At 72.8% G+C, this 24,086-nt stretch carries 22 protein-coding genes; 9 read left to right on the top strand and 13 right to left on the bottom strand.

What is annotated here, in order from left to right:
• The first annotated feature begins 245 nt into the window (after window positions 1–245).
• The 4 genes from QSK37_RS49300 (at window position 246) to QSK37_RS49285 (ending at window position 3,574) form a co-directional block, all read left to right on the top strand.
• Window positions 246–1,163: an N-acetylglucosamine kinase gene (locus QSK37_RS49300; protein ID WP_285636447.1), complete on the top strand. Its 918-nt coding sequence runs from the start codon at window positions 246–248 to the stop codon at window positions 1,161–1,163.
• Window positions 1,160–1,864 carry an N-acetylmannosamine-6-phosphate 2-epimerase gene (locus QSK37_RS49295; RefSeq protein WP_285636444.1) on the top strand — a complete coding sequence of 235 codons (705 nt, stop codon included), beginning with the start codon at window positions 1,160–1,162 and terminating at the stop codon, window positions 1,862–1,864. Before QSK37_RS49300 ends, QSK37_RS49295 begins: the two co-directional genes overlap by 4 nt.
• Window positions 1,861–2,553 (top strand): GntR family transcriptional regulator, encoded by a 693-nt coding sequence (locus QSK37_RS49290; protein ID WP_285636441.1) that lies wholly within the window; start codon window positions 1,861–1,863, stop codon window positions 2,551–2,553. The genes QSK37_RS49295 and QSK37_RS49290 overlap by 4 nt, the downstream gene beginning before the upstream one ends.
• Window positions 2,554–2,626: 73 nt before the next feature.
• Window positions 2,627–3,574: a hypothetical protein gene (locus tag QSK37_RS49285; RefSeq protein WP_285636438.1), complete on the top strand. Its 948-nt coding sequence runs from the start codon at window positions 2,627–2,629 to the stop codon at window positions 3,572–3,574.
• Here the strand turns inward: QSK37_RS49285 and QSK37_RS49280 are convergent.
• The 5 genes from QSK37_RS49280 to QSK37_RS49260 all read right to left on the bottom strand — a co-directional run bounded on the left by QSK37_RS49280 (window position 3,507) and on the right by QSK37_RS49260 (window position 9,299).
• On the bottom strand, window positions 3,507–4,229 hold the full coding sequence (locus QSK37_RS49280) for a MaoC/PaaZ C-terminal domain-containing protein (RefSeq protein WP_285636435.1): 723 nt from the start codon (window positions 4,227–4,229) through the stop codon (window positions 3,507–3,509). The genes QSK37_RS49285 and QSK37_RS49280 overlap by 68 nt on opposite strands.
• A gap of 103 nt (window positions 4,230–4,332) precedes the next feature.
• Window positions 4,333–5,562 (bottom strand): metal-dependent hydrolase family protein, encoded by a 1,230-nt coding sequence (locus tag QSK37_RS49275; protein ID WP_285636432.1) that lies wholly within the window; start codon window positions 5,560–5,562, stop codon window positions 4,333–4,335.
• Between the two features lie 72 nt (window positions 5,563–5,634).
• Entirely contained in the window at window positions 5,635–7,260 is a 1,626-nt protein-coding gene (locus QSK37_RS49270) for an L-lactate permease (RefSeq protein WP_285636429.1), read from the bottom strand.
• Window positions 7,261–7,288: 28 nt separating this feature from the next.
• Window positions 7,289–8,368 (bottom strand): zinc-dependent alcohol dehydrogenase, encoded by a 1,080-nt coding sequence (locus QSK37_RS49265; protein ID WP_285636426.1) that lies wholly within the window; start codon window positions 8,366–8,368, stop codon window positions 7,289–7,291.
• 16 nt (window positions 8,369–8,384) lie between these two features.
• Window positions 8,385–9,299: an undecaprenyl-diphosphate phosphatase gene (locus QSK37_RS49260; RefSeq protein WP_285636424.1), complete on the bottom strand. Its 915-nt coding sequence runs from the start codon at window positions 9,297–9,299 to the stop codon at window positions 8,385–8,387.
• 323 nt (window positions 9,300–9,622) lie between these two features.
• Here QSK37_RS49260 and QSK37_RS49255 point away from each other — a divergent pair, with 323 nt between their 5' ends.
• Complete coding sequence (locus QSK37_RS49255; protein WP_285636421.1) at window positions 9,623–10,669, top strand: alpha/beta hydrolase; 1,047 nt, start codon at window positions 9,623–9,625, stop codon at window positions 10,667–10,669.
• Window positions 10,670–10,688: 19 nt separating this feature from the next.
• Here the strand turns inward: QSK37_RS49255 and QSK37_RS49250 are convergent, their stop codons facing one another.
• Entirely contained in the window at window positions 10,689–11,294 is a 606-nt protein-coding gene (locus tag QSK37_RS49250) for a TetR/AcrR family transcriptional regulator (RefSeq protein ID WP_285636418.1), read from the bottom strand.
• A 99-nt stretch (window positions 11,295–11,393) separates the two neighbouring features.
• Between QSK37_RS49250 and QSK37_RS49245 the strand changes: the two genes are divergently transcribed.
• Window positions 11,394–12,182 (top strand): SDR family NAD(P)-dependent oxidoreductase, encoded by a 789-nt coding sequence (locus QSK37_RS49245; RefSeq protein ID WP_285636415.1) that lies wholly within the window; start codon window positions 11,394–11,396, stop codon window positions 12,180–12,182.
• Window positions 12,183–12,194: 12 nt separating this feature from the next.
• On the opposite strand, the gene QSK37_RS49240 is transcribed toward QSK37_RS49245, so the two are convergent.
• The 4 genes from QSK37_RS49240 to QSK37_RS49225 form a co-directional block, all read right to left on the bottom strand.
• Window positions 12,195–12,770 carry a TetR/AcrR family transcriptional regulator gene (locus QSK37_RS49240; protein WP_285581879.1) on the bottom strand — a complete coding sequence of 192 codons (576 nt, stop codon included), beginning with the start codon at window positions 12,768–12,770 and terminating at the stop codon, window positions 12,195–12,197.
• The gene (locus QSK37_RS49235) at window positions 12,727–13,635 is read right to left on the bottom strand and encodes an ABC transporter ATP-binding protein (RefSeq protein ID WP_285636412.1); all 909 of its coding nucleotides are present in this window, start codon (window positions 13,633–13,635) and stop codon (window positions 12,727–12,729) included. Before QSK37_RS49235 ends, QSK37_RS49240 begins: the two co-directional genes overlap by 44 nt.
• Before the next feature lie 3 nt (window positions 13,636–13,638).
• Window positions 13,639–14,481, bottom strand: coding sequence for an ABC transporter ATP-binding protein (locus QSK37_RS49230; RefSeq protein ID WP_285636410.1), 843 nt, complete (start codon window positions 14,479–14,481; stop codon window positions 13,639–13,641).
• Between the two features lie 64 nt (window positions 14,482–14,545).
• Complete coding sequence (locus tag QSK37_RS49225; protein ID WP_285636408.1) at window positions 14,546–15,601, bottom strand: ABC transporter permease; 1,056 nt, start codon at window positions 15,599–15,601, stop codon at window positions 14,546–14,548.
• A gap of 175 nt (window positions 15,602–15,776) precedes the next feature.
• Here QSK37_RS49225 and txtE point away from each other — a divergent pair, with 175 nt between their 5' ends.
• Entirely contained in the window at window positions 15,777–16,994 is a 1,218-nt protein-coding gene (gene txtE / locus QSK37_RS49220) for a 4-nitrotryptophan synthase (RefSeq protein ID WP_285636406.1), read from the top strand.
• A 3-nt stretch (window positions 16,995–16,997) separates the two neighbouring features.
• Here the strand turns inward: txtE and QSK37_RS49215 are convergent, their stop codons facing one another.
• Complete coding sequence (locus QSK37_RS49215) at window positions 16,998–17,819, bottom strand: SAM-dependent methyltransferase (protein ID WP_285636404.1); 822 nt, start codon at window positions 17,817–17,819, stop codon at window positions 16,998–17,000.
• Window positions 17,820–17,904: 85 nt separating this feature from the next.
• Here QSK37_RS49215 and QSK37_RS49210 point away from each other — a divergent pair, with 85 nt between their 5' ends.
• Entirely contained in the window at window positions 17,905–18,654 is a 750-nt protein-coding gene (locus tag QSK37_RS49210) for an SDR family NAD(P)-dependent oxidoreductase (RefSeq protein ID WP_285636402.1), read from the top strand.
• 9 nt (window positions 18,655–18,663) lie between these two features.
• Here the strand turns inward: QSK37_RS49210 and QSK37_RS49205 are convergent, their stop codons facing one another.
• The gene (locus tag QSK37_RS49205) at window positions 18,664–19,584 is read right to left on the bottom strand and encodes an alpha/beta hydrolase (RefSeq protein WP_285636400.1); all 921 of its coding nucleotides are present in this window, start codon (window positions 19,582–19,584) and stop codon (window positions 18,664–18,666) included.
• Between the two features lie 176 nt (window positions 19,585–19,760).
• Here QSK37_RS49205 and QSK37_RS49200 point away from each other — a divergent pair, with 176 nt between their 5' ends.
• Entirely contained in the window at window positions 19,761–20,624 is an 864-nt protein-coding gene (locus QSK37_RS49200; protein WP_285636398.1) for a helix-turn-helix transcriptional regulator, read from the top strand.
• A 55-nt stretch (window positions 20,625–20,679) separates the two neighbouring features.
• Here the strand turns inward: QSK37_RS49200 and QSK37_RS49195 are convergent, their stop codons facing one another.
• On the bottom strand, window positions 20,680–23,685 hold the full coding sequence (locus QSK37_RS49195) for a M36 family metallopeptidase (protein WP_285636396.1): 3,006 nt from the start codon (window positions 23,683–23,685) through the stop codon (window positions 20,680–20,682).
• Window positions 23,686–24,086 lie beyond the last annotated feature (401 nt).

The raw sequence follows: 24,086 nt of genomic DNA, 5'->3' as shown, positions 1-24,086 counted from the left end.
CCTGGCCGTCACCAATTCTCCTGGATGAACCGCCTATCAAGACCTGAGAGCAGCGCCATGATCTGATCGTTGTGTTCGAGTAAGCGGTAGTTAGGTCCCCGCATGTCGCTTACGTCCAGACGCGTGACGGCTCCGCGCCCGATCAGGTACGACCTATGTCCCGCAGGTATGGACCTGCTGTAGGCTCAGTCGCCGTCGGCCCTCCGGTCGACGGGATGCGACGCGGTCGTCGAGAGGAAGCTCCGATGCAGATCTACCTGCTGGTCGACGTCGGCCAGACAGGTACGCGAGTGCGGATCACGCGGCCCTCGGGCGGCCACCTCGACGACGCGGTCGGCGGCGTACGGGCCGCGGAGGATCCGGAGCGTCATCTGGCTCGCGTCGTCACCGACGCCCTCCGCCGGCACGGGTCGCCCGTGGACCAGGTCGCCGCCGGGCTCAGCGGCCTGCAGGGGACGCGCGGTCGTCCACGGGCGCTGCTCGAGGAGTGGTCGGCGTTCGGAGCGCGGCGGGTGGTCCTCGCCGACGACTCCGTGACCGCGTACCTCGCCGCCCTCGGCGACCGCCCGGGTGTCGTCGTCTCCGTCGGCACCGGCGTCGTGGCGCTGGCCACCGGCGTGCGCGGCGGCTGGGCGCGCGTCGACGGGTGGGGCCCGCTGCTCGGCGACAGCGGCGGGGCGTACTGGATCGGGCGGGCCGGCCTGGAGACCGCGCTGCGCGCGTTCGACGGACGCGGCGCCGCGACGGCCCTGCTGGACGCCGCCGCCGAGGCCTTCGGCGACCCCGCGCTGCTCGCCGGAACGCTGCAGCGCGACCCCGACCGGGTCGCCCGGATCGCCGGGTTCGCCCGGCAGGTGCTCGGGCTCGCCGAACGCGGCGATCCGGACGCCGGGCGGATCACCGTCGACGCCGCCGGTCACCTCGCCGACACGGTCATGACGGCGGCGGCGCGCGTCGGCGACGACGACGAGACGATCACCGCCTCCTGGTCGGGCTCGGTGCTCGCCGGGAGCCGGGCGCTGCGCGACGCGTTCGCCTCCGCGCTCCCCTCACGCTGCCGCCTCGTCCCGCCGGCCGCGTCGCCGCTCGACGGCGCGCGTCTCCTCATCGACCTCCCGTCCTCGCATCCGCTGACCGCCCTGACCTCGGAGGCGTCCACGTGAAGAGCACCCCCGTCGACGCGACCCTCCGCGCCATCGAGTCCGGGCTGGTGGTGTCGTGCCAGGCCGCCGCGGGCAACCCGCTGCGCGGGCCGCACCACATGGCCGCCATGGCGCAGGCCGCCGCGGCGGCGGGCGCGACCGGGATACGGGCGGAGGGCGCCGACGACGTCGCCGCCGTGAAGGCGGCCACCGGGCTGCCGGTGATCGGCATCCGCAAGACCGGCGACCCGGGCGTCTTCATCACACCGACGTACGCGGACGCGGAGTCGATCGTCGCCGCCGGTGCCTCGATCGTCGCGACCGACGGCACGGCACGTCCACGGCCGGACGGTGGTGACCTGGCCACCCTCATCGAGCAGGTGCACGACCGCCTCGGCGTACCCGTCATGGCCGACGTCGACAGCGTCGAGGCGGGCCGGTACGCCTACGAGTGCGGGGCGGATCTGCTGGCCTCGACGCTCTCCGGCTACACCGGGCCGGGCGCCGTCCCCGACGCGCCCGACATCGCGCTGGTGGCCGCGCTCGTCGCCGCCACCCCGCTGCCCGTCGTCGCCGAGGGCCGGATCCGCACCCCCGAGGCGGCCCGCGCGGCCTTCGCGGCCGGCGCGTTCGCCGTCGTCGTGGGCACGGCGATCACGAACCCGATGGAGATCACCCGCCGGTTCGTGACCGCGCTCGACCTCCCCGAGGGGGCAACGTGATCAAGCACCTTGAGGTACGGGAACGGCTCCTGGCCCGGATCCGGGACATGCGCCCGGACGACGTCCTTCCCCAGGAACGCGAACTGGCGGAGACGTTCGGGGTCAGCCGCACCACCGTCCGGCAGGCGCTGCAGTCGCTCATCGATGAAGGCCTCATCTACTCGGTGCGCGGCCGGGGCACGTTCGTCTCCCGGGGACGGATCTCGAAGGGGCCGACCCTGACGTCCTTCAGCGACGACATGCGCGCCCGCGACCTCGAGCCGGGCTCACGGCTGCTGACCGCCGAGCGGCGGGACGCCGAACCCGAGCTCGCCCGCACCCTGGAGATCAAGCCCGGGGACCCCGTCTTCCACCTCGAACGGCTGCGGCTCGCCGACGGCTTCCCCATGTGCTTCGAGCGGGTCGACCTCCCGGCCGCGCCGTTCCCCCGGCTGCTGGACCAGGACCTGGAGGGTTCGCTCTACCAGCTGCTCGCCGGGCGCTACCGGACGGTCCTCGCGAACGCCGAACAGCGCGTCTCCGCGACGACGCTGAACCGCCGCCACGCGGACCTGCTGGGCGTGCCCCTCCGCTCCCCCGCCCTCTACGTACGCCGGCGCGGCATCGACGCGCGCGGACGGGTCGTGGAGTTCGCCCGGTCGCTGTACCGGGCCGACCGCTACGACTTCGAGATGACCGTCCACCGCTGACGTGAACTTCGGTCACGCGCACGGCTACCCAAGTCGGTAGTGGACGCCACCTGGTCGGGCCCAGGATCGGTGCATGGCCTGGCGTCCCGTCCTCGTGCTGCTGCTGTCGGCCCCATACCTGGGTGAGGTGCTCTCGACCGCGACCCCTCCACTCGATCTGTTGCTGCCGTGGAACCTCGCGCTGTTCGTCGCGCTGTACGGCTGCGGGGCGCTGCTGTGCCGCGAGCTGGCGCACCGGTGGGGGCTCGGCCTGCCCGGGCTGATCCTGCTCGGCATGGCGTACGGGGTCTACGAGGAGGCGCTGGTCGACCGGTTCTGGTTCGACCCGGCGTACGCGCGGCACAGCGGCGTCGGCGACTACGCCCGAATCTGGCACACGAACCTGTTGCTCGCCACGCATCTCACGGCCTTCCACGCCGCGGTGAGCGTCTGCTCGTCGGTCATCGTCGTCACCCGGCTGTTCCCCGGCGACCGCGACCGCGCCTGGGTCCGCCCGCGCGGCCTGCTCGTCGCGGCGGCCGGGATGCCGCTGGTCCTGTTCCTCACCTACGAGAGCTACGTGCGGCCACCGCTCGGTCCGGCGCTCGTGGCGCTCGGGATCGGCGTCCTGTTCGTGGTGGGCGCGTACCTCTCCCGGCACCTGCCGCGCCCGGCCCGCGCTCCGTCACGCCGCCCTCGGCCGCGGCTGCTCGTGGTCACGGCCTTCGCCTGTACCGGCGCGCACTTCGTGCTCGTCTACGCGGTTCCGTCGACGGGCCTGCCGTGGCCGGCCGGAGTCGCCCTGACCCTGGCACCGCTCCTGGCCGGTGTCCTGGCCGTCCGGCGCTGGGCCACCACGGGCCCGTTCGGCCGCGACGGGCTGTGCGTGGTCACCGGGATCCTCGGCTTCTTCGCCGTCCTCGACGCGTTCGTCGGACTCGGCGGGCGCTACGACCTCACCGCCGGCGCCGTGCTCACGGCCGTGGGCCTGGCCTGGCTGCACCGCCGCGCTCGTCCGCGCACCTCGCCGCTCGTCTCGTAGCCGACGGCGCCTTCGGCCTGGCCCATGCGGAGGTCAGTACGGGCCGGCCGCCGACCCGGGCGTCCAGGGCCACCGTTCCGTCCGCGTCCGGATCGCCGGCCGCCACCTCCACGACGGTGCCCTCGTCGTCCGGGACCTCGACCGGTGCCGGCAAGCGCGCGCCCAGCTCGGCCACGCTCGCCGGTCCTCCGCACGCGCAGGACGCCGCTCGTGCCACGACCGCGAACAGCAGGCTGCCATGCATGATCACTCCGGGCAGCCCGGAGCGACGCGCCGCCGCGTCCGACCAGTGCACCGGGTGCACGTCCCCGCTGACGCCGCAGTACCTCGCCACGTGGCCGCGGGTGACGTGGTAGCGGGCGCGGTGCCGCAGCTCGTCCCGGACCGGCGCGACGGGCCCGGCCGGTGAGCGTTCCGGCCACCGCTCGCCGGCGCGCAGCAGCACCGTGCTGGACGTGGTCCCCACCAGATGACCGCCGGCATCCGTGAGCTCGACGTCCCACGACAGGAACGTCCGGCCGCCGGCGGACGTGTGGAACCGCTTGTTGATCGCGGTGCTCTCCAGGACGTCTCCCGAGGTGATCGCCCGCACCATCCGGTGCGTCTCGGCGACGTGCGTGACGGCCTGGGGCCGGATGCCCGCGCGGCGCAGCACGTCCCCGCTCAACGGATAGGCGACGACGAAGGCGAACCCCGGCGGAGCGAGCAGCCCCGGCAGACAGCCGCCCGTAGAGGCTCCGGCCGTGACGGGTCCCGCGTCATCGCGCGGTGGGCGTACCGGACTGGATGACGAGGGCGATCTCCTCGGCCGGCTCGGCGAGGCGGGTGATGTCGGACAGCGGATCATGCCTGGTCAGAACGATGTCGGCGTGCGCCTGCGGAGCGATCACGCCCAGCCGGCCCTCCTGGCCGAGCAGGCGGGCGGCGACCGTCGTCGCCGAGCGCAGGATCGCGCCGGAGGTCTGCACCTGGGCGCGTACGCGGAACTCCTCGGACTGGCGTGTCCGCAGCGGGCCCAGCAGGTCGGTGCCGAACGCGATCGGCGCGCCGGCCCGGTCGGCGAGTTCGAGGGCGTGCAGGCCGCCGTCGAGCACCTCCAGGGTCTTCGCGCGGCTCTCGGGCGACAGGCCGTGCGCCGCGCCGTCCTCGGCGAGGGCGGTGTAGGTGATCAGGGTGGGCACGTAGAAGGCGTCGTGCTCGGCGAAGAGCGCCGGCACGGACTCGTCGATCAGGTTGCCGTGCTCGATGGTGCGGACGCCGAGCCGCAGCGCGCGCTCGACCGCCGCGGAGGTGTAGGCGTGCCCGGCGCAGTAGACGCCCGCCGCGGCCGCCTCCTCGACGGCGGCGGCGATCTCCTCTTCGGAGAACTGCAGCGACCCGATCCGGTCGGTGGGGCTGGAGCATCCGCCGGACAGCATCAGCTTGATGTGGGCGGCGCCCCGGCGGATCTCGTCGCGCACCGCCCGCCGTACCTCCGCCACCCCGTCGCAGACCCGGCCCAGGCCCGGCGTCCAGTAGTGGGTGTCGTGCACGTTCTGCCCGGCCGGACGAAGGTCGCCGTGGCCGCCCGTCTGTGAGAGCGCCTTTCCGCCGGCGAACAGCCGGGGACCCGGCAGCACTCCCTCGGCCACCGCGCGGACGAGGCCGTGGTCCGCGCCGGCCATGTCGCGTACGGTCGTGAATCCGCGCCCGAGCATCGCCCGCAGCTCGACGGCCGCGCGGGCGGTGACGTACGACGGCGGCTCCATGGTGAGCGCGTACTCGTCGACGGTGTGCGCGATGACGTGCACGTGACAGTCGATCAGGCCCGGCAGTGCGTACAGCCCGGCCGCGTCCACCTCGGCGGAGGAGACCGGACCGCCGGGGTCCGGGCCGACCTCGACGACGATCCCGTCCTCGACGCGGATGCGCGTGTTCTCCCGGACGTTCTCGGCATCGGGATCGACGAGCGAGGCACGCCGGATCGTCAGCGATCCGCGGTGGGTCATCGTGGGTTCTCCTCTGTCGGACGTCGGGTCGGGCGTCGGCACGACGATCATCTCGGGTCTTCCGCGGGGTCGTCACGGGACCATCCAGGACAGCGGGCCGTACGCCATCAGGTACACCAGGACGGTGAACCCGGCGAGGCAGCCGGCGCTCCACGGGAAGGTGCGCCGGAAGAGGGTCCCCTCCCGGCCCGCCATTCCCACGACCGCCGCGACCATGGCGAGGTTCTGCGGGCTGACCAGCTTGCCCAGCACGCCCGCCTCGCTGTTGGTCGCCGCGAGCAGCACCGGGCTCACCCCGATCCGGCCCGCCGCCGCCACCTGCACGGCGCCGAAGAGCGCGTTCGCCGACGTGTCGGAGCCGGTCGCGGCCACGCCGAGCCAGCCGAGCACCGGCGACAGCAGGACGAACGCGCCGCCCGCGCCGGCCAGCCAGGCGCCGATGGCGACCGCCTGGCCCGAGTAGTTCATCAGGTACGCCAGGCCGAGCACCAGGACCACGGTGACCGCGGCACGGCGGGTCCGCGCCGCCGCCGCGCCGTACTCGCGCAGCGCGGTGCGCACCGGCAGCCGCAGCACCGGCAGCGAGAGGAGGCCGGTCACGAGCAGCACCGTGCCGGTGGCGCTCAGCCAGTCGAACCGGAAGACGTGCAGGCCCGGCGGCGTGCCGTTGACGCCGGAGACCGGCACGCCCGGCCAGGAGAACCGCACTCCCAGGCCGGTCGCGAACCGCGCCGCCGGACCGTGGACCGAGACCACCGCGAGGAGCACGACCAGCACCATGTACGGGACGAACGCCCGCACTCTCGTCGCGAGCGGGTGCCGCGTGGGCGCCTCGACGGCGCGTGCGCCGGGGCCCGGCCCGGAGCCGGGAGGCGTCGCGGGCTCGGCGGGCGACCACCGCCACAGCAGGACGGCGGCCGCCAGGGTGGCCAGCAGCGCGCCGATCAGGTCCGACAGCGGGAAGGCGATGAAGTTGGACGTCACGACCTGCCCGGTCGCGAAGCCGAGCCCGGCCACCAGCCCGACCGGCCACAGCTCCCGCAGCCCGCGCCGTCCGTCCAGTACGAGCAGGATGACGAACGGCATGAAGACCGCCACGATCGCGGCCTGCCGGCCGACCATGCGGCCCAGTTCCGCCGCCGGCAGGTTCGCCGCCCGGCTGAGGGCGACGATCGGGTTTCCCATCGACCCGAACGCGGTCCCCGCCGCGTCGGCGAACATGGCGACGGTCGCCGCGCGGATCGGCGTGAGCCCCAGCGCCAGGAGGATCGCCGCGATCACCACCACGGGCGCGCCGAACCCGGCGAGGGCCTCCAGGACGGAACCGAAGCAGAACGCCAGCACGAGCGCCTGGACCCGGTGGTCCGGTGACACGCCGGCGAACGTGTCCCGTACCACCGAGAGCAGTCCCGAAGCGGCGAGCAGCCGGTTCACCCACAGTGCGTTGACCATGATCCACACGATCGGGAAGACGCCGAACGCGGCGCCCTGCGCCGTACCGCTCACCGCCGTCACCACCGGCAGGCGGAACGCGAGCACGGCGATCGCCAGGGCGGCGAGCAGGCTCCCGGCCGCCGCCAGGTCGGACCGCACGCGGAACCCGCCGAGCAGCACGAGCAGCACGGCCAGCGGGAGGGCCGCCACCACGGCCGAAAGGGCGGGTGAGCCACCGATCGGAGGCGGGATCCGGTGGTCCATGGCGCTCTTTCCGTCGGCCGGCGCTCGGTCAGGGGACGACGACGACCTTCAGCGGCTCGCCGGCGCGCTCCCGCAGGACCCGGAACGCCTCGCCGATGTCCTCCAGCGCGAAGCGATGGGTGATGAGCTCCCCGCACCGGAGCATTCCCGCCGCGGCCAGCGCGACGCCGCGCCGGACGTTGCCGCCGCCCTCGCCGCGCGCGGTGTACAGGGTGACGTCCTTGCGGATCACCCCGCTCAGGTCGAGCCGTACGGCCTCCGGGTAGAAGGCGAGGAACAAGATCTTGCCGCCGCGCCTGACCGCCCGGCCGCACTGGTCCGGCGCGTCCAGCCCCCCGGACGCCTCGATGACCAGGTCGGCGCCCTGGCCGCCGGTGAGGTCGAGCACCGCACGGACCGGGTCGGTCTCGGTGGCGTCCACGGTGTGGTCGGCCCCCAGGTCGCGGCCGAGCCGCAGCCGGGACTCCCGGGTGCCGACCAGGATCACCCGGGCCGCGCCCATGCGTTTGCACAGCTGGACGGTCATCAGCCCGACCGCGCCGGGCCCGAACACCACGACGTCCTGACCGGCGACGTAGCCGCCCGCGGTCTCCAGGCCGTACAGGCCGGTGCCGGCCGTGGTGAGGAGCACGGCGTCATCCGCGCCGACGCGGTCCGGCAGGCGGTAGAGCGCGCCGACGTGGTGGAGCGCGTACTGCGCGAAGCCGCCGTTCACCGTCATGCCGCTGGCCCGGTGCCCCTTGCCGGGATCGCCGTAGTTGAGGCACGCGGTGTACTTGCCGGCCAGGCAGCTGGCGCATCGCCCGCAGCCGTGGTGCGCCTCGATGCACACCCGGTCGCCGGGCGCGAGCTCGTCCACCGTGGAACCGGTGGCCACCACGGTGCCGGTCCACTCGTGGCCCGGAACGTAGTCGCCGTACGGCGGGGTCTGCGGGAACCGCCCGTCGAGGATCTTCAGGTCGGTGCCGCAGATGCCGCACATCGCCACCCGTACGAGGACCTCCTCCGCCCGCGGCTCGGGGACCGGACGGTCGACGACCCGCAGGTCGCCCGCGCCGTACAGGACGGCCGCCCGCATCGTGGCGGGGATCGGGCCGGGTCGGGTCATCGAGGGGCCTTCGGGCTCAGGTGAGGGCGAGGTAGGCGGCGGAGGCCAGGCCCGCGACGGTGCAGTAGACGGCGAACGGGATGAGGGTGCGGGTCTCGAAGTAGCGGACGAGGAACCGTACGGCGACGTAGGCGCCGATGCCGGAGACGATGCTGCCGGCCAGCACCTGCCCGTGGATCCCGGCGCCGAGCGGCCCGGTCAGGTCGGGGATCTTCAACATGCCGGCGGCGAGGATGACGGGCGTGGCCAGCAGGAAGGAGAAGCGCGCGGCGTCCTCGTGGGACAGGCCGCGGGCCAGGCCGGCGACCATGGTCGCGCCCGAGCGGCTGATGCCGGGCAGCAGGGCGAGGATCTCGGCCGCGCCGATCAGGACGCTCTCACCCCAGCCGAGCCCGGCGAGCCGCCGGTCGGAGACGACATCGGGGGGAAGACGCTCGTCGGGGGCGCCCATGGTGGCGGTGTCGACGCGCTTGGCGGCGCGGCGGCGCAGCAGCTCGCCGCCGTACAGGACCACGCCGTTGACGGCCAGGAACAGCGAGGACGGCAGGGGCTTGCCGAGCACGGTGCGGAAGGTGTGCTCCAGCAGCAGGCCGGCGACGCCGACCGGGACGGTGGCGACGATCAGCAGCCAGGCCAGCCTCTGGTCCGGCGTCTCGATGCGCCGGTCCCGGATCGAGGTGAGGAGCCCGCCGACGATCCGCACCCAGTCGCGCCAGAAGAAGACGAGCAGGGCGAGGGCCGTGGTGACGTGCAGGCCGACGATGAACGCCAGGTACGGCGACTCGGGCGCCGAGACGTTCAGGTCGCGGGCCCACCGGCCGCCGATCAGCGCCGGGATGATGACGCTGTGGCCGAGGCTGGAGACCGGGAACAGCTCGGTCACGCCCTGGAAGAGGCCGACCACGATCGCCTCGGGATAGGTCAGGGACATCGGCGGCCTTCCACGCTCGGGCTGTCGGGGCCACGCGGGCGCGCCGCCCGCACGGTGCCCACAAGCTACTACAGGTGAGTAGAAGTTGAACCGGCCGGGTCGCCTCCGTACGCCGCGGCGGCCCCGTGTCCGGCGGCTCGCCCGGTTCGACACAAGTCGTACCCATCCGTTCCTTCACGCCAGGTGAACGCGTGTTATGGCATCGACAGAAGTCCGCCAACGGACGGCAAACGCTCTTCTACTCGACGGCCCGTACGCGGTAGACCCGGAACGAGCCGTCGCCCGCGTGGGGGCGGCGCCACCCGGGGGTCAGGAGGACTGCGGTGGGTCTGCTGGGCTGGCCGCTGCTCGTCGCGACGATCGTGCTGGCGCTGGGGTGTCCGGTGGCGTGCGCCGTCCTGTGGGGCCGCGTCCGCGGCCCGGCCGCGTGGCCGGCGCGGCTGTCGCTGATCCTGGCCTGCCAGGTCACCGCCATCATCGCGGTCGGCGTCGTCCTCAACGATCACTACGAGTTCTTCGCGTCCTGGGGCGACCTGGCCGGCGACGACGGCGCGAACGCCCCGATCGAGCAGCCGGCGCACGCCGGCGGGCCGCCTTCGGTGCCCCACGACTTCCATCCGGCCGCCGACCACACGCTGGAGGCCACGTTCGCCGGGGCCAGGTCCGGCATCCGCAGCAGGGTGTGGGTGTGGCTGCCGCCGCAGTACCGGCTCGAACCGCGGCGGCGCTTCCCCGTGGTGGAGCTGTTCACCGGCTTCCCGGGCACGCCCACCGCCTGGTTCCACGCGATGCGGGGCCCGGAGCAGCTGACCCGGGACGTCGAGAAGGGCACCGCGCAGCCGTACATCCTGGTCGCGCCGACCATCACCGTGTGGCCGGGCCACGACACCGAGTGCGTCGACGTCCCACGCGGCCCGAAGGTCGCGACCTGGCTGACCGAAGACGTCCGCAGCGTCATCACGGCGGACTTCCGCACCCTGCCGGGTCGTGACGCCTGGGGCACGATGGGGTACTCCACGGGCGGCTACTGCGCGGCCAAGCTGCCGGTTCAGTATCCGCGGCTGTTCCGCGCCGGGGTCAGCCTCGCCGGATACTTCACCCCGTCCACGCCGGGCCTGACGCGGCTGCCGGGCGAGAACCTGCCCGTGGTGGTCCGCCGGCGGCGGCCCCGCGTCGACCTGCTCCTGGCCACCAGCCGCCAGGACCCCGGCACCACCGCCGCCATCGACGGCATGGTCAAGGCGACCCGGCCACCGACGCTCGTCGCCACGTACGTGGTGCCACGCGGCGGACACAACACGGGCGTGTGGAGCACCATGCTGCCGCGATGCTTCCAGTGGCTCACCACCGAACTGACCCACCCGAACTGAGACGGCCGCGTCCGCCGGGTCAGCGTGAGGGGTCCGGCGCGGTGGCGAGCCGGCGGGCGGTGGCGATGACCGTCTCGCGGCGGCGGTCCAGGGCGGCCTGTTCGGTCTCCTCGCCCAGGACGGCGCGGCACGTCCTGGGCACCGCGAAGTTCCAGGCGATCAGTCCAATGATGGTGAACAGCAGGTCCTGGGCGGCGCGGACGCGGGCGTCCTCGGGGAGGTGCCGGGCCACGCCTGCGTCCACGAGCCGGTCGACCTTCTCGCGGAAGCCGTAGAGGCGCTCCCGTTCGCTGTCGTCCGCGTCGTCGCGCACCTCCAGCGCCTCCCACAGCAGCAGCCTGATCAGCTCCGGGTGTTCCCGGTACCAGTCGAACATCTGCCCGACCGACTCGGCCACCGCGTCCGGGTCGATGAACACGGAGACGCGGACCTCTTCCAGCTTCGCCCGCACGATGGCGGCGAACAGCTTCTCCTTGCTCCCGTAGTACAGGTAGATGGCCTGCTTGTTGGCCCGGGCGGCGGTCGCGATCCGGTCGACCCTGGCCCCGGCCAGGCCGTGCTCGGCGAACTCGGCGGCGGCGGCCTCGAAGATCCGCCGCCTGGTGTCCTCCGCGTCATAGGCCATGCACGAATTAAACCATCCGGTTGACTCCTCTCCTCTCACACGGCAGTATCGAGGCAGCTTCTAAAACAACCAGATGGTTTATTCCCGAAGGGTTCTTACATGAGCGCTCCCATTCCCGTTCGTTCGCCGCTGACGAGTGCCCTCTCCGGTACGACCGCCGTCCTCATCGGCGGAAGCTCGGGCATCGGCCTGGCGGCGGGCGTCCTGCTGCGTTCGGTCGGCGCCCGCGTCGTGCTGGTCGGCCGCGACCCCGGCCGACTGAAGGCCGCCGTCTCCCGGGTACGAAGCGCGGGCCCGGCCGAGGATCCCGACGACGCCGTGCTGGGCGTCTCCGGCGACGGCGGAGACGAGCGGACCCTCGCCGAGGCCTTCGACGGGGCGGGTCACGTCGACCACGTCTTCGTCACCGCGGGCGGCCTCAGCGGCACCGGCCCGGTGACCGGGCTGTCGGCCGACGACGTCCGCGCGACCTTCGACGCCCTCCTCGGGACGACCTTCGCCATCGCCCGTACGGCGGCGACCCGGCTTCCCGCGGGAGGCTCGATCACGTTCAGCTCGGGGATCCTCGTGCTCCGCCCCGCTCCGGGCATGACCGTCCCGCTGTCGGCCGCCGGCGCCGTGGAGACGCTCACCAAAGCCCTGGCCGTGGAGCTCGCCCCCGCGCGGCTGCGCGTGAACACCGTCCGCTACGGCCGGATCGACACCCCGCTCCTGCGCTCGCTCCCGTCGCTGGACTCCGACGACGCGGTCGCCGAGGCAGGATCGACCGCTCCCCTCGGCCGCTTCGGCACCGCCGAGGAGGCCGCCGCCTCGGCGCTCTTCCTCATGGCCAACAACTACGTCACCGGCCAGGTCCTCACCGTCGACGGCGGCGAGAGCCTCGCCTGAGCCGCGCGGGCCCTACCGCAGGTACTGCTCGATCACCGGAGCGACGAGCGCGACGATCTCCTCCGGGGACGCGTCGGCGAGCGTCTCGATCTTCACGACGTGCCGGAGCATGGCGACGCCGATGAGCTGGGCGGCCACCAGCGACGCGCGCATGCGCGCGTCGGCACGGGTCGAGACGCCGCCGATGATGGTGAGGAGTTCCTCGGTGACGAACTCCCGGAGCATGGCGGCCGCCCGCTCGTTCGACACCGCCGAGCGGACCAGGGCGAGCATGGCGTTCCGGCTGTCGTCGCCGTCGGCCAGCCGGAGGAAGAGACCGGCGATGGTCCGCGCCGCCTCGGGCAGCGTCATCTCCGGCAGCCCGGCGAACAGCTCCGACGGCCGGAACGGCAGCCCCATCGCGGCGGTGAACAGGCCCTCCTTGCTCCCGAAGTAGTGGATCAGCAACGCGGGGTCCACCCCGGCCTCGTCCGCGACCCGCCGGAGCGAGGTCGCCTCATACCCCGACGTGCCGAAGCAGCGCCGGGCGGCGGTCATGATCGCCTCACGCGTGTGCGGAGCCCCCGGCCTGCGCCCCGTGCGGGTCATGAGCCGCCCTCCCGTCTCCCAGGATCGCCATGAACGCCTCCTCCAGGCCGGCGGGCCGGACCCGTACGGTGACGTCCATGCCGGCATGCTCCAGCAGGCCGGTCACCGTGTCGCGTTCGCCCGGCGGCACCGGCACCCGCAACACGGAGCCGTGGGCCTGGACGGCGAAGCCGTGGTCGTCGAGCGCCTGGTAGGCGCGCATCCAGTCGGCGCAGCGCACCTCCAGGACCGTCCGGTCGCCGATCACCTCCGCGACGGCGCCCTCGGCCTCGACCCGGCCGGCGACCATCACGTACAGCCGGTCGCACTGCTCGGCCTCCTCCATGTTGTGCGTCGTCACCAGGACGCCCGCCCCCTGCTCGGCGGCCTGCCGGATCTCCTGCCACAGCCGGGCCGCGCCGAGCGGGCCGACGCCGGAGGTCGGCTCGTCCAGGACGAACAGCTTCGGCTCGTGCGACAGGGCGACCGCGAACGCGACGCGCCGCGCCACGCCGAGGGACAGCCCGCCGACGAGATCATCCTCCCAGGGCCGGAGGTCGGCCGGCACGCGGGTGCCGGCACGGCCGAAGGCGGAGGCGGCGAAGCTCCAGTTCTCCCGGACCGTCAGGTCGGAGTACAGGCCGAGCGTCTGCGGGACATAGCCCACCGAACGCCGCGTCTCCAGCGACGGCCGGGCCCCGAACAGCCGCGCCCGCCCGGCGCTCGGCCGCAGCAGGCCGAGCAGGACCCGGATCAGCGTGGTCTTGCCGGCGCCGTTCGCGCCGAGCAGGCCGACCACCTCCCCCGGGCCGACGGTCATGTTCACCGCGCGCACCGCGGTGAACGAACCGAACCGGACCGAGACCTCCTGCGCCTGAGCGAGCATCGGTCACTCCTCCTTCGCACCGGCGGACCGGCCGCCGGTGCCACGCTCGGCGGCGAGGGCCGCCACGATCGCGGCGTCGTGGAGATCGGGCCGTACCGCCTCCGTTCCCTCCGGAAGGTCGCCCGACGGCGACCACACACGCCAGCCGGCGCCGCGGCGCCACCATTCACCGCCCGGGGACACACCGTCGCGGGCGCGGCGGCGGCCGACCGCGCCGGGCACGCCCGCGGCGATGTCGGCGGCGGAACCATCGGCCAGCACCCGCCCGTCGTCCAGCAGGACGGCGCGGGTGCCGCGCTCGGCCTCGTTGACGTAGGTCGTGGCGACGACCACCGCGGTGCCGCCGGCGGCCGCGCCGGACACGAGCCGCCACAGCTCCATGCGGCTCACCGGGTCGACGCCCGTGGTGGGCTCGTCGAGGACCAGCAGGTCGGGGCCGTGGATGAGCGCCAGCCCGACGGACAGCTTCCGTTGCATCCCGCCGGACAACCGCCCGCCCAGCCGGTCACGGGCACCCGCCAGGCCGATCCGGTCGAGCATCGCGCCGACGTCGGCGCCCCGGACCCCGTACGACGACACGGCGAAGGCGAGGTTCTCCGCTACGGTCAGGTCGGGGTAGAGCCCGCCGGTGGCCGGGACGTACCCGATCCTCGTCTTGGGCGGGCGGCTCACGCGCCCCTCGTCGGGCCGCACCAGCCCGACGAGGCTCCGCAGGCAGGTCGACTTGCCCGCGCCGTCGCCGCCGACCACGACCGTCACGGCCGAGGGCTCCGCCGGCACGGTCACGTCCGCGAGCGCGACCCGCGAGCCGAACCGGACGGTCACCCCGTCCAGTCCCCACCTCATGAACCCTCCTTCGTCGGAGGAGTGATCTCGGCCCGCGTGTCTCTGGTTCGCTCGCTTCGCTCGCTCACGCGGTCACCGACTCGCGTACGGCCGGCTCCTCGTCTCCGTCGCCGCCGCCCGGAGCCAGGTCGCGGCGGAAGCGGAGCACGGCGAGGCCGAGCACCGCGACGCCCAGGAGGGCCAGCAGTACGAGGGGCTGCCACAGTCCGGTGATCGAGGTGCCCTTCAGCATGACGGCGCGGCTGAGCCGGACGAAGTAGGTGAGCGGCAGGACGTAGGAGATCCACCGGACGCCCGCCGCCATGGACGACAGCGGGAAGATCAGGCCGGACAGCAGGATCTGGGGCAGCAGGGTCATCAGCGCGAGCTGGATGGCCTGCCCCTGGTTCTGCGAGACGGTCGAGATGAGGACGCCCATGCCGAGGGTGACGAGGAGGAACAGCATCGCGCCGAGCGCGAAGACCCCGACGTTGCCGGCGAAGGGCACTCCGAACAGCAGCCTCCCGATGACCACGATCGCGGTGAGGTCGGCCGCCGCCACGAGGAAGTACGGGATGATCTTCCCGATGATGACGTCCCACGGGCGCAGGGGCATGACCGCGAGCTGTTCGAGCGTGCCGGCCTGACGCTCGCGCACGACGCCGAGACTCGTGATCACCGTGCCGACGAACGCCAGGATAAGGCCGGCCAGGCCCGGCACCATGATCCATGAGGTCTTGAGCCTCGGGTTGTACAGGATCGTGACGTGCGCGGACGCGCCGAGGGCCCCGGTGCGCGCGAGGGCGCTCTGCGCGGCCTGCGCCGAGAACAGCTGAGTGCCGTCCAGCAGAACCGACATGCCTGTTCCCGGCCGGGTCACCAGCGCGACGACGGCCCGGCCGTGCGCGATGTCGGACCGGGCCGCGGACTCATCGGCGCCGGCGTCCACGCGCGTCACGTCGAACGGCGGCCGGAGGGAGGCGGCGGCACGCGAGGCGCCGGGACCGACCACGACCGTCGGGATCTCGTGGACGTTGAAGCTGGCGGCGTAGCCGAAGACGACCAGCAGCAGCACGGGAAGAACGATCATCATCGCCAGCGTGCGCCGGTCACGCCGCAGCTGGCGAAACTCCTTGGTCACCATGGCCCACACAGCGGGACCTCCCGAATTCGGCGATCATGCCATTCAACAGGCATTGAATTCTACAGCTGTTGAATTTCTTCGTCAACCCCGAAAAAGGACACCCTCGGCAAGGGAAAGTCGTAAGGTGACAGCATCCCCGACTACATTTCATCCGCACGGAAGGAGTGGACCCGTGCACAATTCTTCGCGATTAGCGGATCCCGGCATCATCCCCGACCCCTATCCCGTCTACGCTGAGCTGGCCGAATGCGAGCCGGTCCACTGGTGTGACGGCCTCAACGCCTGGGCCGTCCTGAGGTACGCCGACTGCGCCGGCGCGCTGACGGACTCACGGCTCACGGCGGAGCGCATGGAAGAAGTCCTGCGCGTGAAATTCGACGGCCGCTCGGTGCCGCCCGGCAACATCTATCACCGCTTCACCAAGAACGTGATGATGTACACCGATCCTCCGCTGCACGACTCACTGCGAAGATCCACCCATCCGGCTTTCAGCCGCGCGGCGCACGACCATTACGGCGAGGTCATCCGACGCGTCACGGCCGATCTGGTCGCCACCGTTCCGCGCCGTGCCACGGAGATCGACGCCGTGTCAGAACTGGCCCTGCGGCTGCCCGTCCGCACCTCGGTCCACGCCTTCGGCGTGCCCGAGGAGGACCTGGACTTCGTCGTCCCCCGGGTGAACGCGCTCATGACCTACTGGTCCGGCCCGCGAGACCAGCCGATGGAGTTCGACCGCCTGCTCGAACACCTCACGGAGCTGCACACCTACGCGCGAGAGCTGATCCGGGGCGGCCGAGGCCGGGTTCTTCCGGACACGGTCATCGCGCGTCTCGCGGCCGCTCAGGAGGACGCCGAGGCCACGTTCGAGCAGACGACGCACCAGCTCGTCCTGCTGCTCATCGCGCTGTACGCGCCCACGACGCCCGGCTCGGCCAGCAGCGGCATGCTCTCCTTCGCCCGGAACCAGCCGCAGATCGGGCGTTTCCTGACCGAACGCGCGTGCGCCGACAACGCGGTCAACGAGGTGGTGCGCTACAACGCCTCCAACCAGTTCACCTGGCGCGTCGCCAAGGAGGACCTCGAAATCGGCGGCGTGCGGATCGAGAAGGGACGGTGCGTCGCGCTCTTCCTCGGCGCGGCGAACCGGGACCACCGCGTGTTCCCGCGGCCGGACGCCTTCGACCTCGGCCGGGCGAACAGCGGCAGGAACCTCTCGTTCGGCTCCGGGCCGCACTCCTGCCTCGGCCGGCAGATCGCCGGACTCCAGCTCAAGTGGTTCTTCACGGCACTGTTCGCCCGGTTCCCGAAGATCCGGCCGGCCGGTGAACCCGAGTGGCACCACAACCTGGAGTTCCGGTCCCTGCGGTTCCTGCCGCTGGGACTCGGCTGACGCCTACGCGGGTTTGCGGCCGACTCCGGCGATCGCCCACACGGACTCCGGGTCGACGCCCGGTCCGGCCCCGTCCGGGCGCCAGGCCGGGATCCGTACGATGCCCGGGTCGGCCAGCTCCAGGCCGTCGAAGTACGGCTCGATCTCGGCCCGGGTGCGCAGGTTGTCGCGGCGTCGCGTGCCCTTGACGATCTCCTCGTCCTGGAACATCGCGGCGAGCCGCCCGGTCACCTCGGGCCGGTCGTCGGAGGTCGGATGCGAGATCACCATCCAGCTGCCCGGGCAGATCGCCTCGCGCAGGCGGGTGACGATGTCCAGGACCACCTCGTCCTCCGGAACGGCCTGGAGCGTCGAGATCAGCAGGATCGCGACGGGCCGCTTCAGGTCGATGAGCCGCACCAGGTCGGGATGGCCGAGGATCAGGTCGGGATCGCGCACGTCGGCCTGGACCACGCTGGTCCGTACGTTGTCGGCCAGGAGGGCGCGCGCGTGCGTGACCACGACCGGGTCGAAGTCGACGTAGACCACCCGCGCCTCCGGCGTGGCGGCCTGGGCGACCTCGTGCGCGTTGTTCTGCGTGGGCAGGCCGCAGCCGAGGTCGATGAACTGCCGTATCCCCGCCTCGACGAGGAAGCGCACGACCCGGCCGAGGAACCTGCGACTCTCGAGCGCCATCATCGGCAGCCCCGGCGCGAGCGCGATGGCCCGCTCGGCGGCCTCCCGGTCGGCGGCGAAGTTGTCCTTGCCGCCCAGAAGGTAGTCCACCACCCGGGCCTCGTTCGGTGTCCGGGTGTGGAAGCCGGCGAAGTCGCGGCGCTTGGACACCGAACCGTCACCTCCCTTTTCCTGCGGTATGAAGATTAGCGCCCCGGCCCATCCCCTTTTCCCGGATAATCGACGAGGAGGCCTCATGACGGAACGGATCGCGCTGGTCACCGGGGCGGGTTCGGGCATCGGCCGCGCCATCGCGCTGGGCCTGGCCGGCACCGGCGCCCACGTTGTCGCGGCCGACCTGGATCTGGCCGGCGCCGAGGCCACCGCCGCCGACGCCAGGGCCGCCGGCCATCCCGGGCCGGTCGCCGCCCGGCGGGTCGACGTCGCCGATCCCGGCGCGGTCGAGGCGCTGCGCGACGCGGTGTGCGGTGAGGTCGGCGCGCCGAACGTGCTCGTCAACGCGGCGGGCTGGGACGTCACCGGCGCGTTCCTCGACGCCGGCCCGGACTTCGCCCGGAAGGTCGTCGACATCAACTACCTCGGACCGGTCTACCTGTGCCGGGCCTTCCTCCCGCCGATGATCGAGGCCGGGGCCGGCGGCAAGGTGGTGAACATCGCCAGCGACGCGGGCCGGGTCGGCAGTTCCGGCGAGAGCATCTACGCCGGAGCCAAGGGCGGGGTCATCGCGCTCACCAAGTCGCTGGCCCGCGAGATGGCCCGGCACCGGATCAACGTCAACTGCGTGTGCCCGGGGCCGACGGACACCCCGCTGTTCAACGCGCTGCCGGAAAAGCTCAGGGAGGCGCTGATCCGGGCGATTCCGTTCCGCCGGCCGGCCCGGCCCGACGAGGTCGCCGCGGCGGTGCTGTTCTTCGCCTCCGACGCGGCCTCTTTCGTCACCGGGCAGGTGCTGAGCGTCAGCGGCGGCCTCACGATGGCCGGCTGACCTCAGAGTTCACGCGGCCTCGGCCAGGTGCGCGCCGAAGAAGCGGGACAGCTCCGCGACCGCGGGGCCGACGTACTGCTCTCTGTCGTAGAGGTCGACGTGGCTCGCGCCGTCGATCCAGTGCAGTTCCTTCGGGCCGGGCGCCCGCTGGAACGCCTCCACGCTCATCCAGGAGGTCACCGCCTCCCGGCCGGCGATCAGGAGCAGCGGGCGCGAGCCGAGGAGGCCGAGGGAGCGGAAGGCGTCGAAGGTGACGATGCGGTCGACGCTGGTCCAGGTCAGCGACTTGGCCGAACGCGGGTGCTCGGCGCGAGGCGTGCGGTAGTACTCCCAGCCCTCGAAGACGTGCGGGCCGCCCCGGCGCGCCTCCTCCTCGGTGTCCGGGAAGAGAGGGAACGTCTGGACGCCCGCGCCGCGCGCCTCGGCGGTACGCGCCGCCGCGGCCGCCTCCAGCATGCCCCGGATCACCGCGGGGTCCTGGGCGCCGTCGGCGCCGTCGCGGAACTGGCGGGCGATGTCGACGGCGCTGACGGTGGCGACGGCCCGGACGCGATGGTCGGTCGCGGCGGCGGGGAGGGCGTACCCGCCGGAGGCGCAGATGCCCAGCACGCCGACGCGGCCCGGGTCGACCTCGTCGCGGGTGGTGAGGAAGGAGACCGCGGCCTTGATGTCCTCGACCCGCTGGGCCGGGTCCTCCAGGCCGCGCGGCTCACCGGCGCTCTCGCCCTGGTAGGCGGCGTCGAACGCGAGGGTGACGAATCCCCGCTCGGCGAGGTGCCGCGCGTACAGGCCGGCGGCCTGTTCCTTCACGCCGGTGCCGGGGTGGCCGACGACGATCGCCGGCCGGGGACCGGCGGCCTCGCCGTCCGGGGTGTAGAGGTGGCCGGCGATCTTCAGGCCGGCGCTGAGGAAGGTGACGTCCGTTCGCACGGTGGTGTTCTCCCGTCGGATCGAAACGAGGGCGGGGCCCGCAGGCTCCGGTGGCGGCCTGAGTCCGGCGGCCACGTCTTCAGCCTCGTGCCGCCGGGTACGGGGTGCCAGGGACGGTCCTGCCTATGCGGGCCAGTACCAGGCACGTCGCCGTGAGCGGGGCGGATACTGGAGGCATGACATCCCCCGTGGCCCCCTCCACCGGCAACGAGCTGGGCACGTTCCTGCGCTCGCGCCGCGCCGCCCTCGACCCGCACCGGGCGGGCCTGCCGGACGACGGGCGGCTGCGCCGCGTACCGGGCCTGCGCCGGGAGGAGCTGGCCCGGCTCGCGCACGTCAGCGTCGACTACATCGTCCGGCTGGAGCAGGGACGCACCCGCCGGGTCTCCCGGCCGGTCCTCGACGCGCTCGCCGGCGCGCTGCGGCTCGCCCCGGACGAACGGGACTACCTGTTCACGGTCGCCGACGTCGCGCCCGCCGCCCCCGCGCGGCGGCCCGGCCGGGCGGAGGTGGCCCCGCGGCTGCGGCAGCTGCTGGACACGATGCCCGACGTCCCGGCGATGGTTTTGAACCGCCGCACGGACGTGCTGGCCTGGAACCGGGGGATCTCCGCCCTGCTGACCGACTTCGGCGCGCTGCGCCCGGCCGAACGCAACCTGATCCGGCTGACCTTCCTGGACGAGGCCTTCCGGTCGCTGTACGCGGACTGGCCGCGCTCCGCCCGCGAATGCGTCGCGGTGCTGCGGATGGAGGCCGGCCGTAACCCCCACGACTCCGCCCTGAGCACACTCGTCGGCGAGCTGAGCGTCCGCGACCCGGACTTTCGCACCTGGTGGGCCGGCCATGAGGTCCGCGGGCCCCGGCAGCTCGCCAAGACCTACCACCATCCGGTGGCGGGCACGCTCACCCTCGACGTCCAGCAGTTCTCCGTCGACACCCACCCCGACCAGCAGCTGGTCGCCTACACCGCGGAGCCCGGCTCCCCTTCGCACGAGGCGCTGGGCTTCCTCCTGCGGTGGTCCGCCCGGATTCCGGACTGACCGGGCCCCGCCACCGTACGGCGGCGGGGCCCGGCCGGGGTCGCGGGCGACCGGATCAGTGGGTGAACACCTCGAAGTCGGCGGCCCTCACCTGGCCGGAGAAGGCGCTTCCGGCGGTGCAGTCGGTCGGGACGTTCGGGTCGTTCGTCTGCTGACCCGCGTAGTCGGGGTTGCCGGTGCACTGCGAGGCGGCGACCTCGAAGCGCAGGTGGGTGGCGGTCGTCTTCGGGATCGTGAAGGAGCGCATGGTCAGGTTCGGCGCCACCGGCCGGGGCCTGGCCGCCGGGAAGGCGTCCCGCGGGCTGGTGTAGACCCGGCGGTAGTCCTTGGCCTGCGAGCAGTCGACGGTGGCCGAGGCCGTGCACGCGAGGATCCGGAACGACCGCAGCGCGGTGAACCGGTTCTGCGACTGGGTGTCGCCGCCCGGGTCCTGCGCGTTCGCCGGGCGCAGCAGCGCGCTGACCTGGACCCGGCGTACCTGCTGCGGCTTGTCGCCGGCGAGGCGCACGGTGACGCCCTTACCCGCCACCGGCGCGGCCTGCGCGCCCAGGTACGCCCAGGTGGTGGCTTCGTCGTCGTCGATGAGGGCGCCGAGGTCGACGCCGTCGCCGCTCGCCGTCGCACCGGCGGAGGCCGAGGCGACGTTGCGCGGCAGTTTCACCCGTACCGTCGGGTGCGAGCCCGCCGTCACGTGCGCGGTCAAGCGGGTCAGGCCGTGGCCCGGCGCCTGGGCGACGAACGCGTAGCCTCCCGCCACCATCGAGGCGGTGTCCGGCAGCGCGGTGGCCGCGTCGGTGTCGGCGACCGGCATCGCGCGTCCCTGGTAGTCGCCGACGAAGACGCGCGCCCCCGGCACCGGGGCGCCGGAGTCGTCGGTCACGCTGAACCGCACCGTGGCGTTGCGGGCGGACGGCGAGGCGAAGCTCGGCGTCGCGTCCGCGTCGGCGTTGGTGTTGCTGGCCGCGCCGTCGCCCATGCCGCGCTTGGCGAAGACGTTCCAGAGCAGATCCTGGTCGGCACCGCCGAACCGGATCCGGTCCGCGGCGAGCATCGCGTCCCGCGCGTCCAGCATCGAGACGTTGCCGTTCGCCATGAGCAGCCAGCCGTCGTAGACGAGCTGGATCCACCGCCGGTCGCCGGGGCACCGCGTGACCGGCGTCCTGCCCTCGGCGCACGACCTGTTCAGCGCGACGTTGCCCGCGCCGTACTTGTGGATGAAGGCCTGGCGGAGGTCGTAGTTGACGCCGTTCCAGATCTCGCCGTCGGCGTGCACCTCCGGACCGGTCAGGTCGAACCCGAGGTCGCTGTAGTTCAGCGGGTTCTTGGACAGGTCGTAGTCGCGGATGCCCCGCACGTCGTTGCCGGTGACGTACTGGCCGGTGACGAACGGCGACTGACCGCGCGGCACCAGGTCGTTGGCGGCCAGGTACTCCATCGCGTCCAGGTCCGACCACGACTCGCCCATCGCGCCCGCCTGGAAACCGCTGAGGCCGCGGTCCGGCCCGGCCACCATCCGGTTGGAGATGGCGTGCGTGTACTCGTGCCCGATGACCGACATGTCGTAGTCGCCGTCGACGCAGGGGCTGTAGAACGAGCCCGCGATCGCCTGCCAGAGGTACATGTTCGTGGTCGGCGGATTGCCGTCGGGCGGCGTGGCCTGGTTGGCGTTGTCCCGGATCAGCACGTCCGGCACGCGGGCGCCCGACTGGGAGTTGCCGTGCTCGGGGTCGGCGCCGAGGCCGCCCTTGCCGAAGTTGTCGTCCTGCAGGTTCCAGGCCGACTCGGTGAAGCCGAGGTTGTAGGAGAAGTCGTGCATGCGGTTGTGCATGGCGAGCAGGTTGGCGTCCGCCGCGTCGATGTCATTGCGCTGCGGGCTGTCGAACGTGTCCGGCGCGCACTTGGACCGGTACCACTGGTTCGTCCAGGGATAGGTGTACCGGCGGTCCGCACGGGGGCTGGCGAACCCGTCCAGGTTGAAGCCGCGGCCGGTGGCGTCGAGCCAGTCCTGCGCCGCCCACTCGTTGTTGCCGCGGGTGGTGTGCGTCGGCTCGGTGGCGCTCACGCCCGGGTCGACGTCCCAGGCCAGGGGGGAGGCCGGGTTGGCGACCACGCGGTCGCAACCCTTGGCCCCGGTCAGGCACCAGGTCTCGCGGGTGTCCCTGGAGGAGTAGTCGGCCGGCGGGTTCTCCGGGAAGGCCTTCCACTCCGGGCCGTCGTTCGCGGAGTCGTCCGCGACGTTGTCCTCGCGGATGAGGACCTCGCCGGTACGGGCGTCGACGTAGCTGGTGTAGGACCGCGTGCCGCTCTGGTCGGTGTCGTTGACGGCCACCTCGTACGCGGTGCGGGCCCCGCCCTCGGGCATCGGCACCGCGACGAGCTTGGCGCTCTGCGTGCCGCTCAGCTCGCTGGCCGCGAAGCGGCTCCAGCCGCCGGAGGAGCCCTGCGAGGTCACGGTGCCGCTGTTCAGGCCGGCGTCGCGGCTCGCCTTCGCCAATGCCTCGGCGGCGCTGAGCGTGGCCGGGGCGGGCGTGGAGACGTCCGGGGCGAGTGTGGAGCTGACCAGGTACACCTTGCCGCCGGCCACGCCGACCGCCGCGAGCCCGTCATAGCCGGCCGGCAGGCTCCCGAAGCGTTCGCGGAACAGGACCGCCGAGCCCGCGCCGATCGGGTTGACCGCGACGACCTCGAGGGAGTCGACGGCCTTCTGGGTAAGCCCGAGCATCTCGTGCTGCTGGGACAGATAGGTACGGGCCGCGGTGGCCGGATCGGCGGGCAGGCCGGTGGCCAGCGCCGTGTCGCGGGAGACGAGGCTGGTGGGCGTGCCGAGGTTGTTCCAGCGGGCGTCGACCCGCTGCCGTGCCACCAGGTCGCGCTGGCGTGCCGAGGGGGCGCGGTGCCCCGGACGGGCGTCGCGGTCGCCGACGCCTGAGCGGGGCGCCTGCCCGCGAGGCGCGGCGGCGTTCTGAGCCGCTGACGCCACCCCGCTCATACCGGCGCCCAGGAGCGCTCCGGCCGTCAGGACCGCCGTCAGCCGGCGGACCCTTGTTCTTTTTCTGCGCACGGCTCTACCACCTCATTGGGGCTACGAGGGACCGGGAAAAGGTGCGGCGAATCGCGATCCGGCCTATTGGGGCACGGATGAACGGCGGGGCGAATTGCACGATCCATCAGCGCATCGGTGCAGGATGGAAGATAGCTGCGTCGGCTCGGCCGATTAAATATGGCGGAGACCTGACGCACCGCCCCCCTTCCCACCGGGAAAATCCGTGGGGAGCATAAAACGCAGGTAAAAATCGCGTCAACGGGCAAAATTGAAAACAGATGGTTACCACGAGTAATGGACCAAGGTCAGTGATGGGTTCGCCACACTGAGCGAGCGATCACGCCTCCATCGCCACCGCCCGTACGAACCAGGCCGCGGCGCACCCACCCCGCCGCCGCCCCCCCAGGAGCTCCCCCGGC

This window comes from Actinoallomurus iriomotensis (genome assembly GCF_030269445.1).
Taxonomy (GTDB): domain Bacteria; phylum Actinomycetota; class Actinomycetes; order Streptosporangiales; family Streptosporangiaceae; genus Actinoallomurus; species Actinoallomurus iriomotensis.
The sequence above is the reverse complement of the archived record's forward strand: the minus strand, read 5'-3'. Positions and strand labels throughout refer to the sequence as shown.

Excerpts from the sequence above, each read along its gene's own strand:
- QSK37_RS49285 (WP_285636438.1), top strand. The coding sequence starts at position 2,627 with ATGGCCTGGCGTCCCGTCCTCGTGCTGCTGCTGTCGGCCCCATACCTG.
- QSK37_RS49240 (WP_285581879.1), bottom strand. The coding sequence starts at position 12,770 with ATGACCCGCACGGGGCGCAGGCCGGGGGCTCCGCACACGCGTGAGGCG.
- QSK37_RS49300 (WP_285636447.1), top strand. The coding sequence starts at position 246 with ATGCAGATCTACCTGCTGGTCGACGTCGGCCAGACAGGTACGCGAGTG.
- QSK37_RS49210 (WP_285636402.1), top strand. The coding sequence starts at position 17,905 with ATGACGGAACGGATCGCGCTGGTCACCGGGGCGGGTTCGGGCATCGGC.
- QSK37_RS49245 (WP_285636415.1), top strand. The coding sequence starts at position 11,394 with ATGAGCGCTCCCATTCCCGTTCGTTCGCCGCTGACGAGTGCCCTCTCC.
- QSK37_RS49230 (WP_285636410.1), bottom strand. The coding sequence starts at position 14,481 with ATGAGGTGGGGACTGGACGGGGTGACCGTCCGGTTCGGCTCGCGGGTC.
- QSK37_RS49250 (WP_285636418.1), bottom strand. The coding sequence starts at position 11,294 with ATGGCCTATGACGCGGAGGACACCAGGCGGCGGATCTTCGAGGCCGCC.
- QSK37_RS49260 (WP_285636424.1), bottom strand. The coding sequence starts at position 9,299 with ATGTCCCTGACCTATCCCGAGGCGATCGTGGTCGGCCTCTTCCAGGGC.
- QSK37_RS49235 (WP_285636412.1), bottom strand. The coding sequence starts at position 13,635 with ATGCTCGCTCAGGCGCAGGAGGTCTCGGTCCGGTTCGGTTCGTTCACC.
- QSK37_RS49270 (WP_285636429.1), bottom strand. The coding sequence starts at position 7,260 with ATGGACCACCGGATCCCGCCTCCGATCGGTGGCTCACCCGCCCTTTCG.
- QSK37_RS49265 (WP_285636426.1), bottom strand. The coding sequence starts at position 8,368 with ATGACCCGACCCGGCCCGATCCCCGCCACGATGCGGGCGGCCGTCCTG.
- QSK37_RS49275 (WP_285636432.1), bottom strand. The coding sequence starts at position 5,562 with ATGACCCACCGCGGATCGCTGACGATCCGGCGTGCCTCGCTCGTCGAT.
- QSK37_RS49200 (WP_285636398.1), top strand. The coding sequence starts at position 19,761 with ATGACATCCCCCGTGGCCCCCTCCACCGGCAACGAGCTGGGCACGTTC.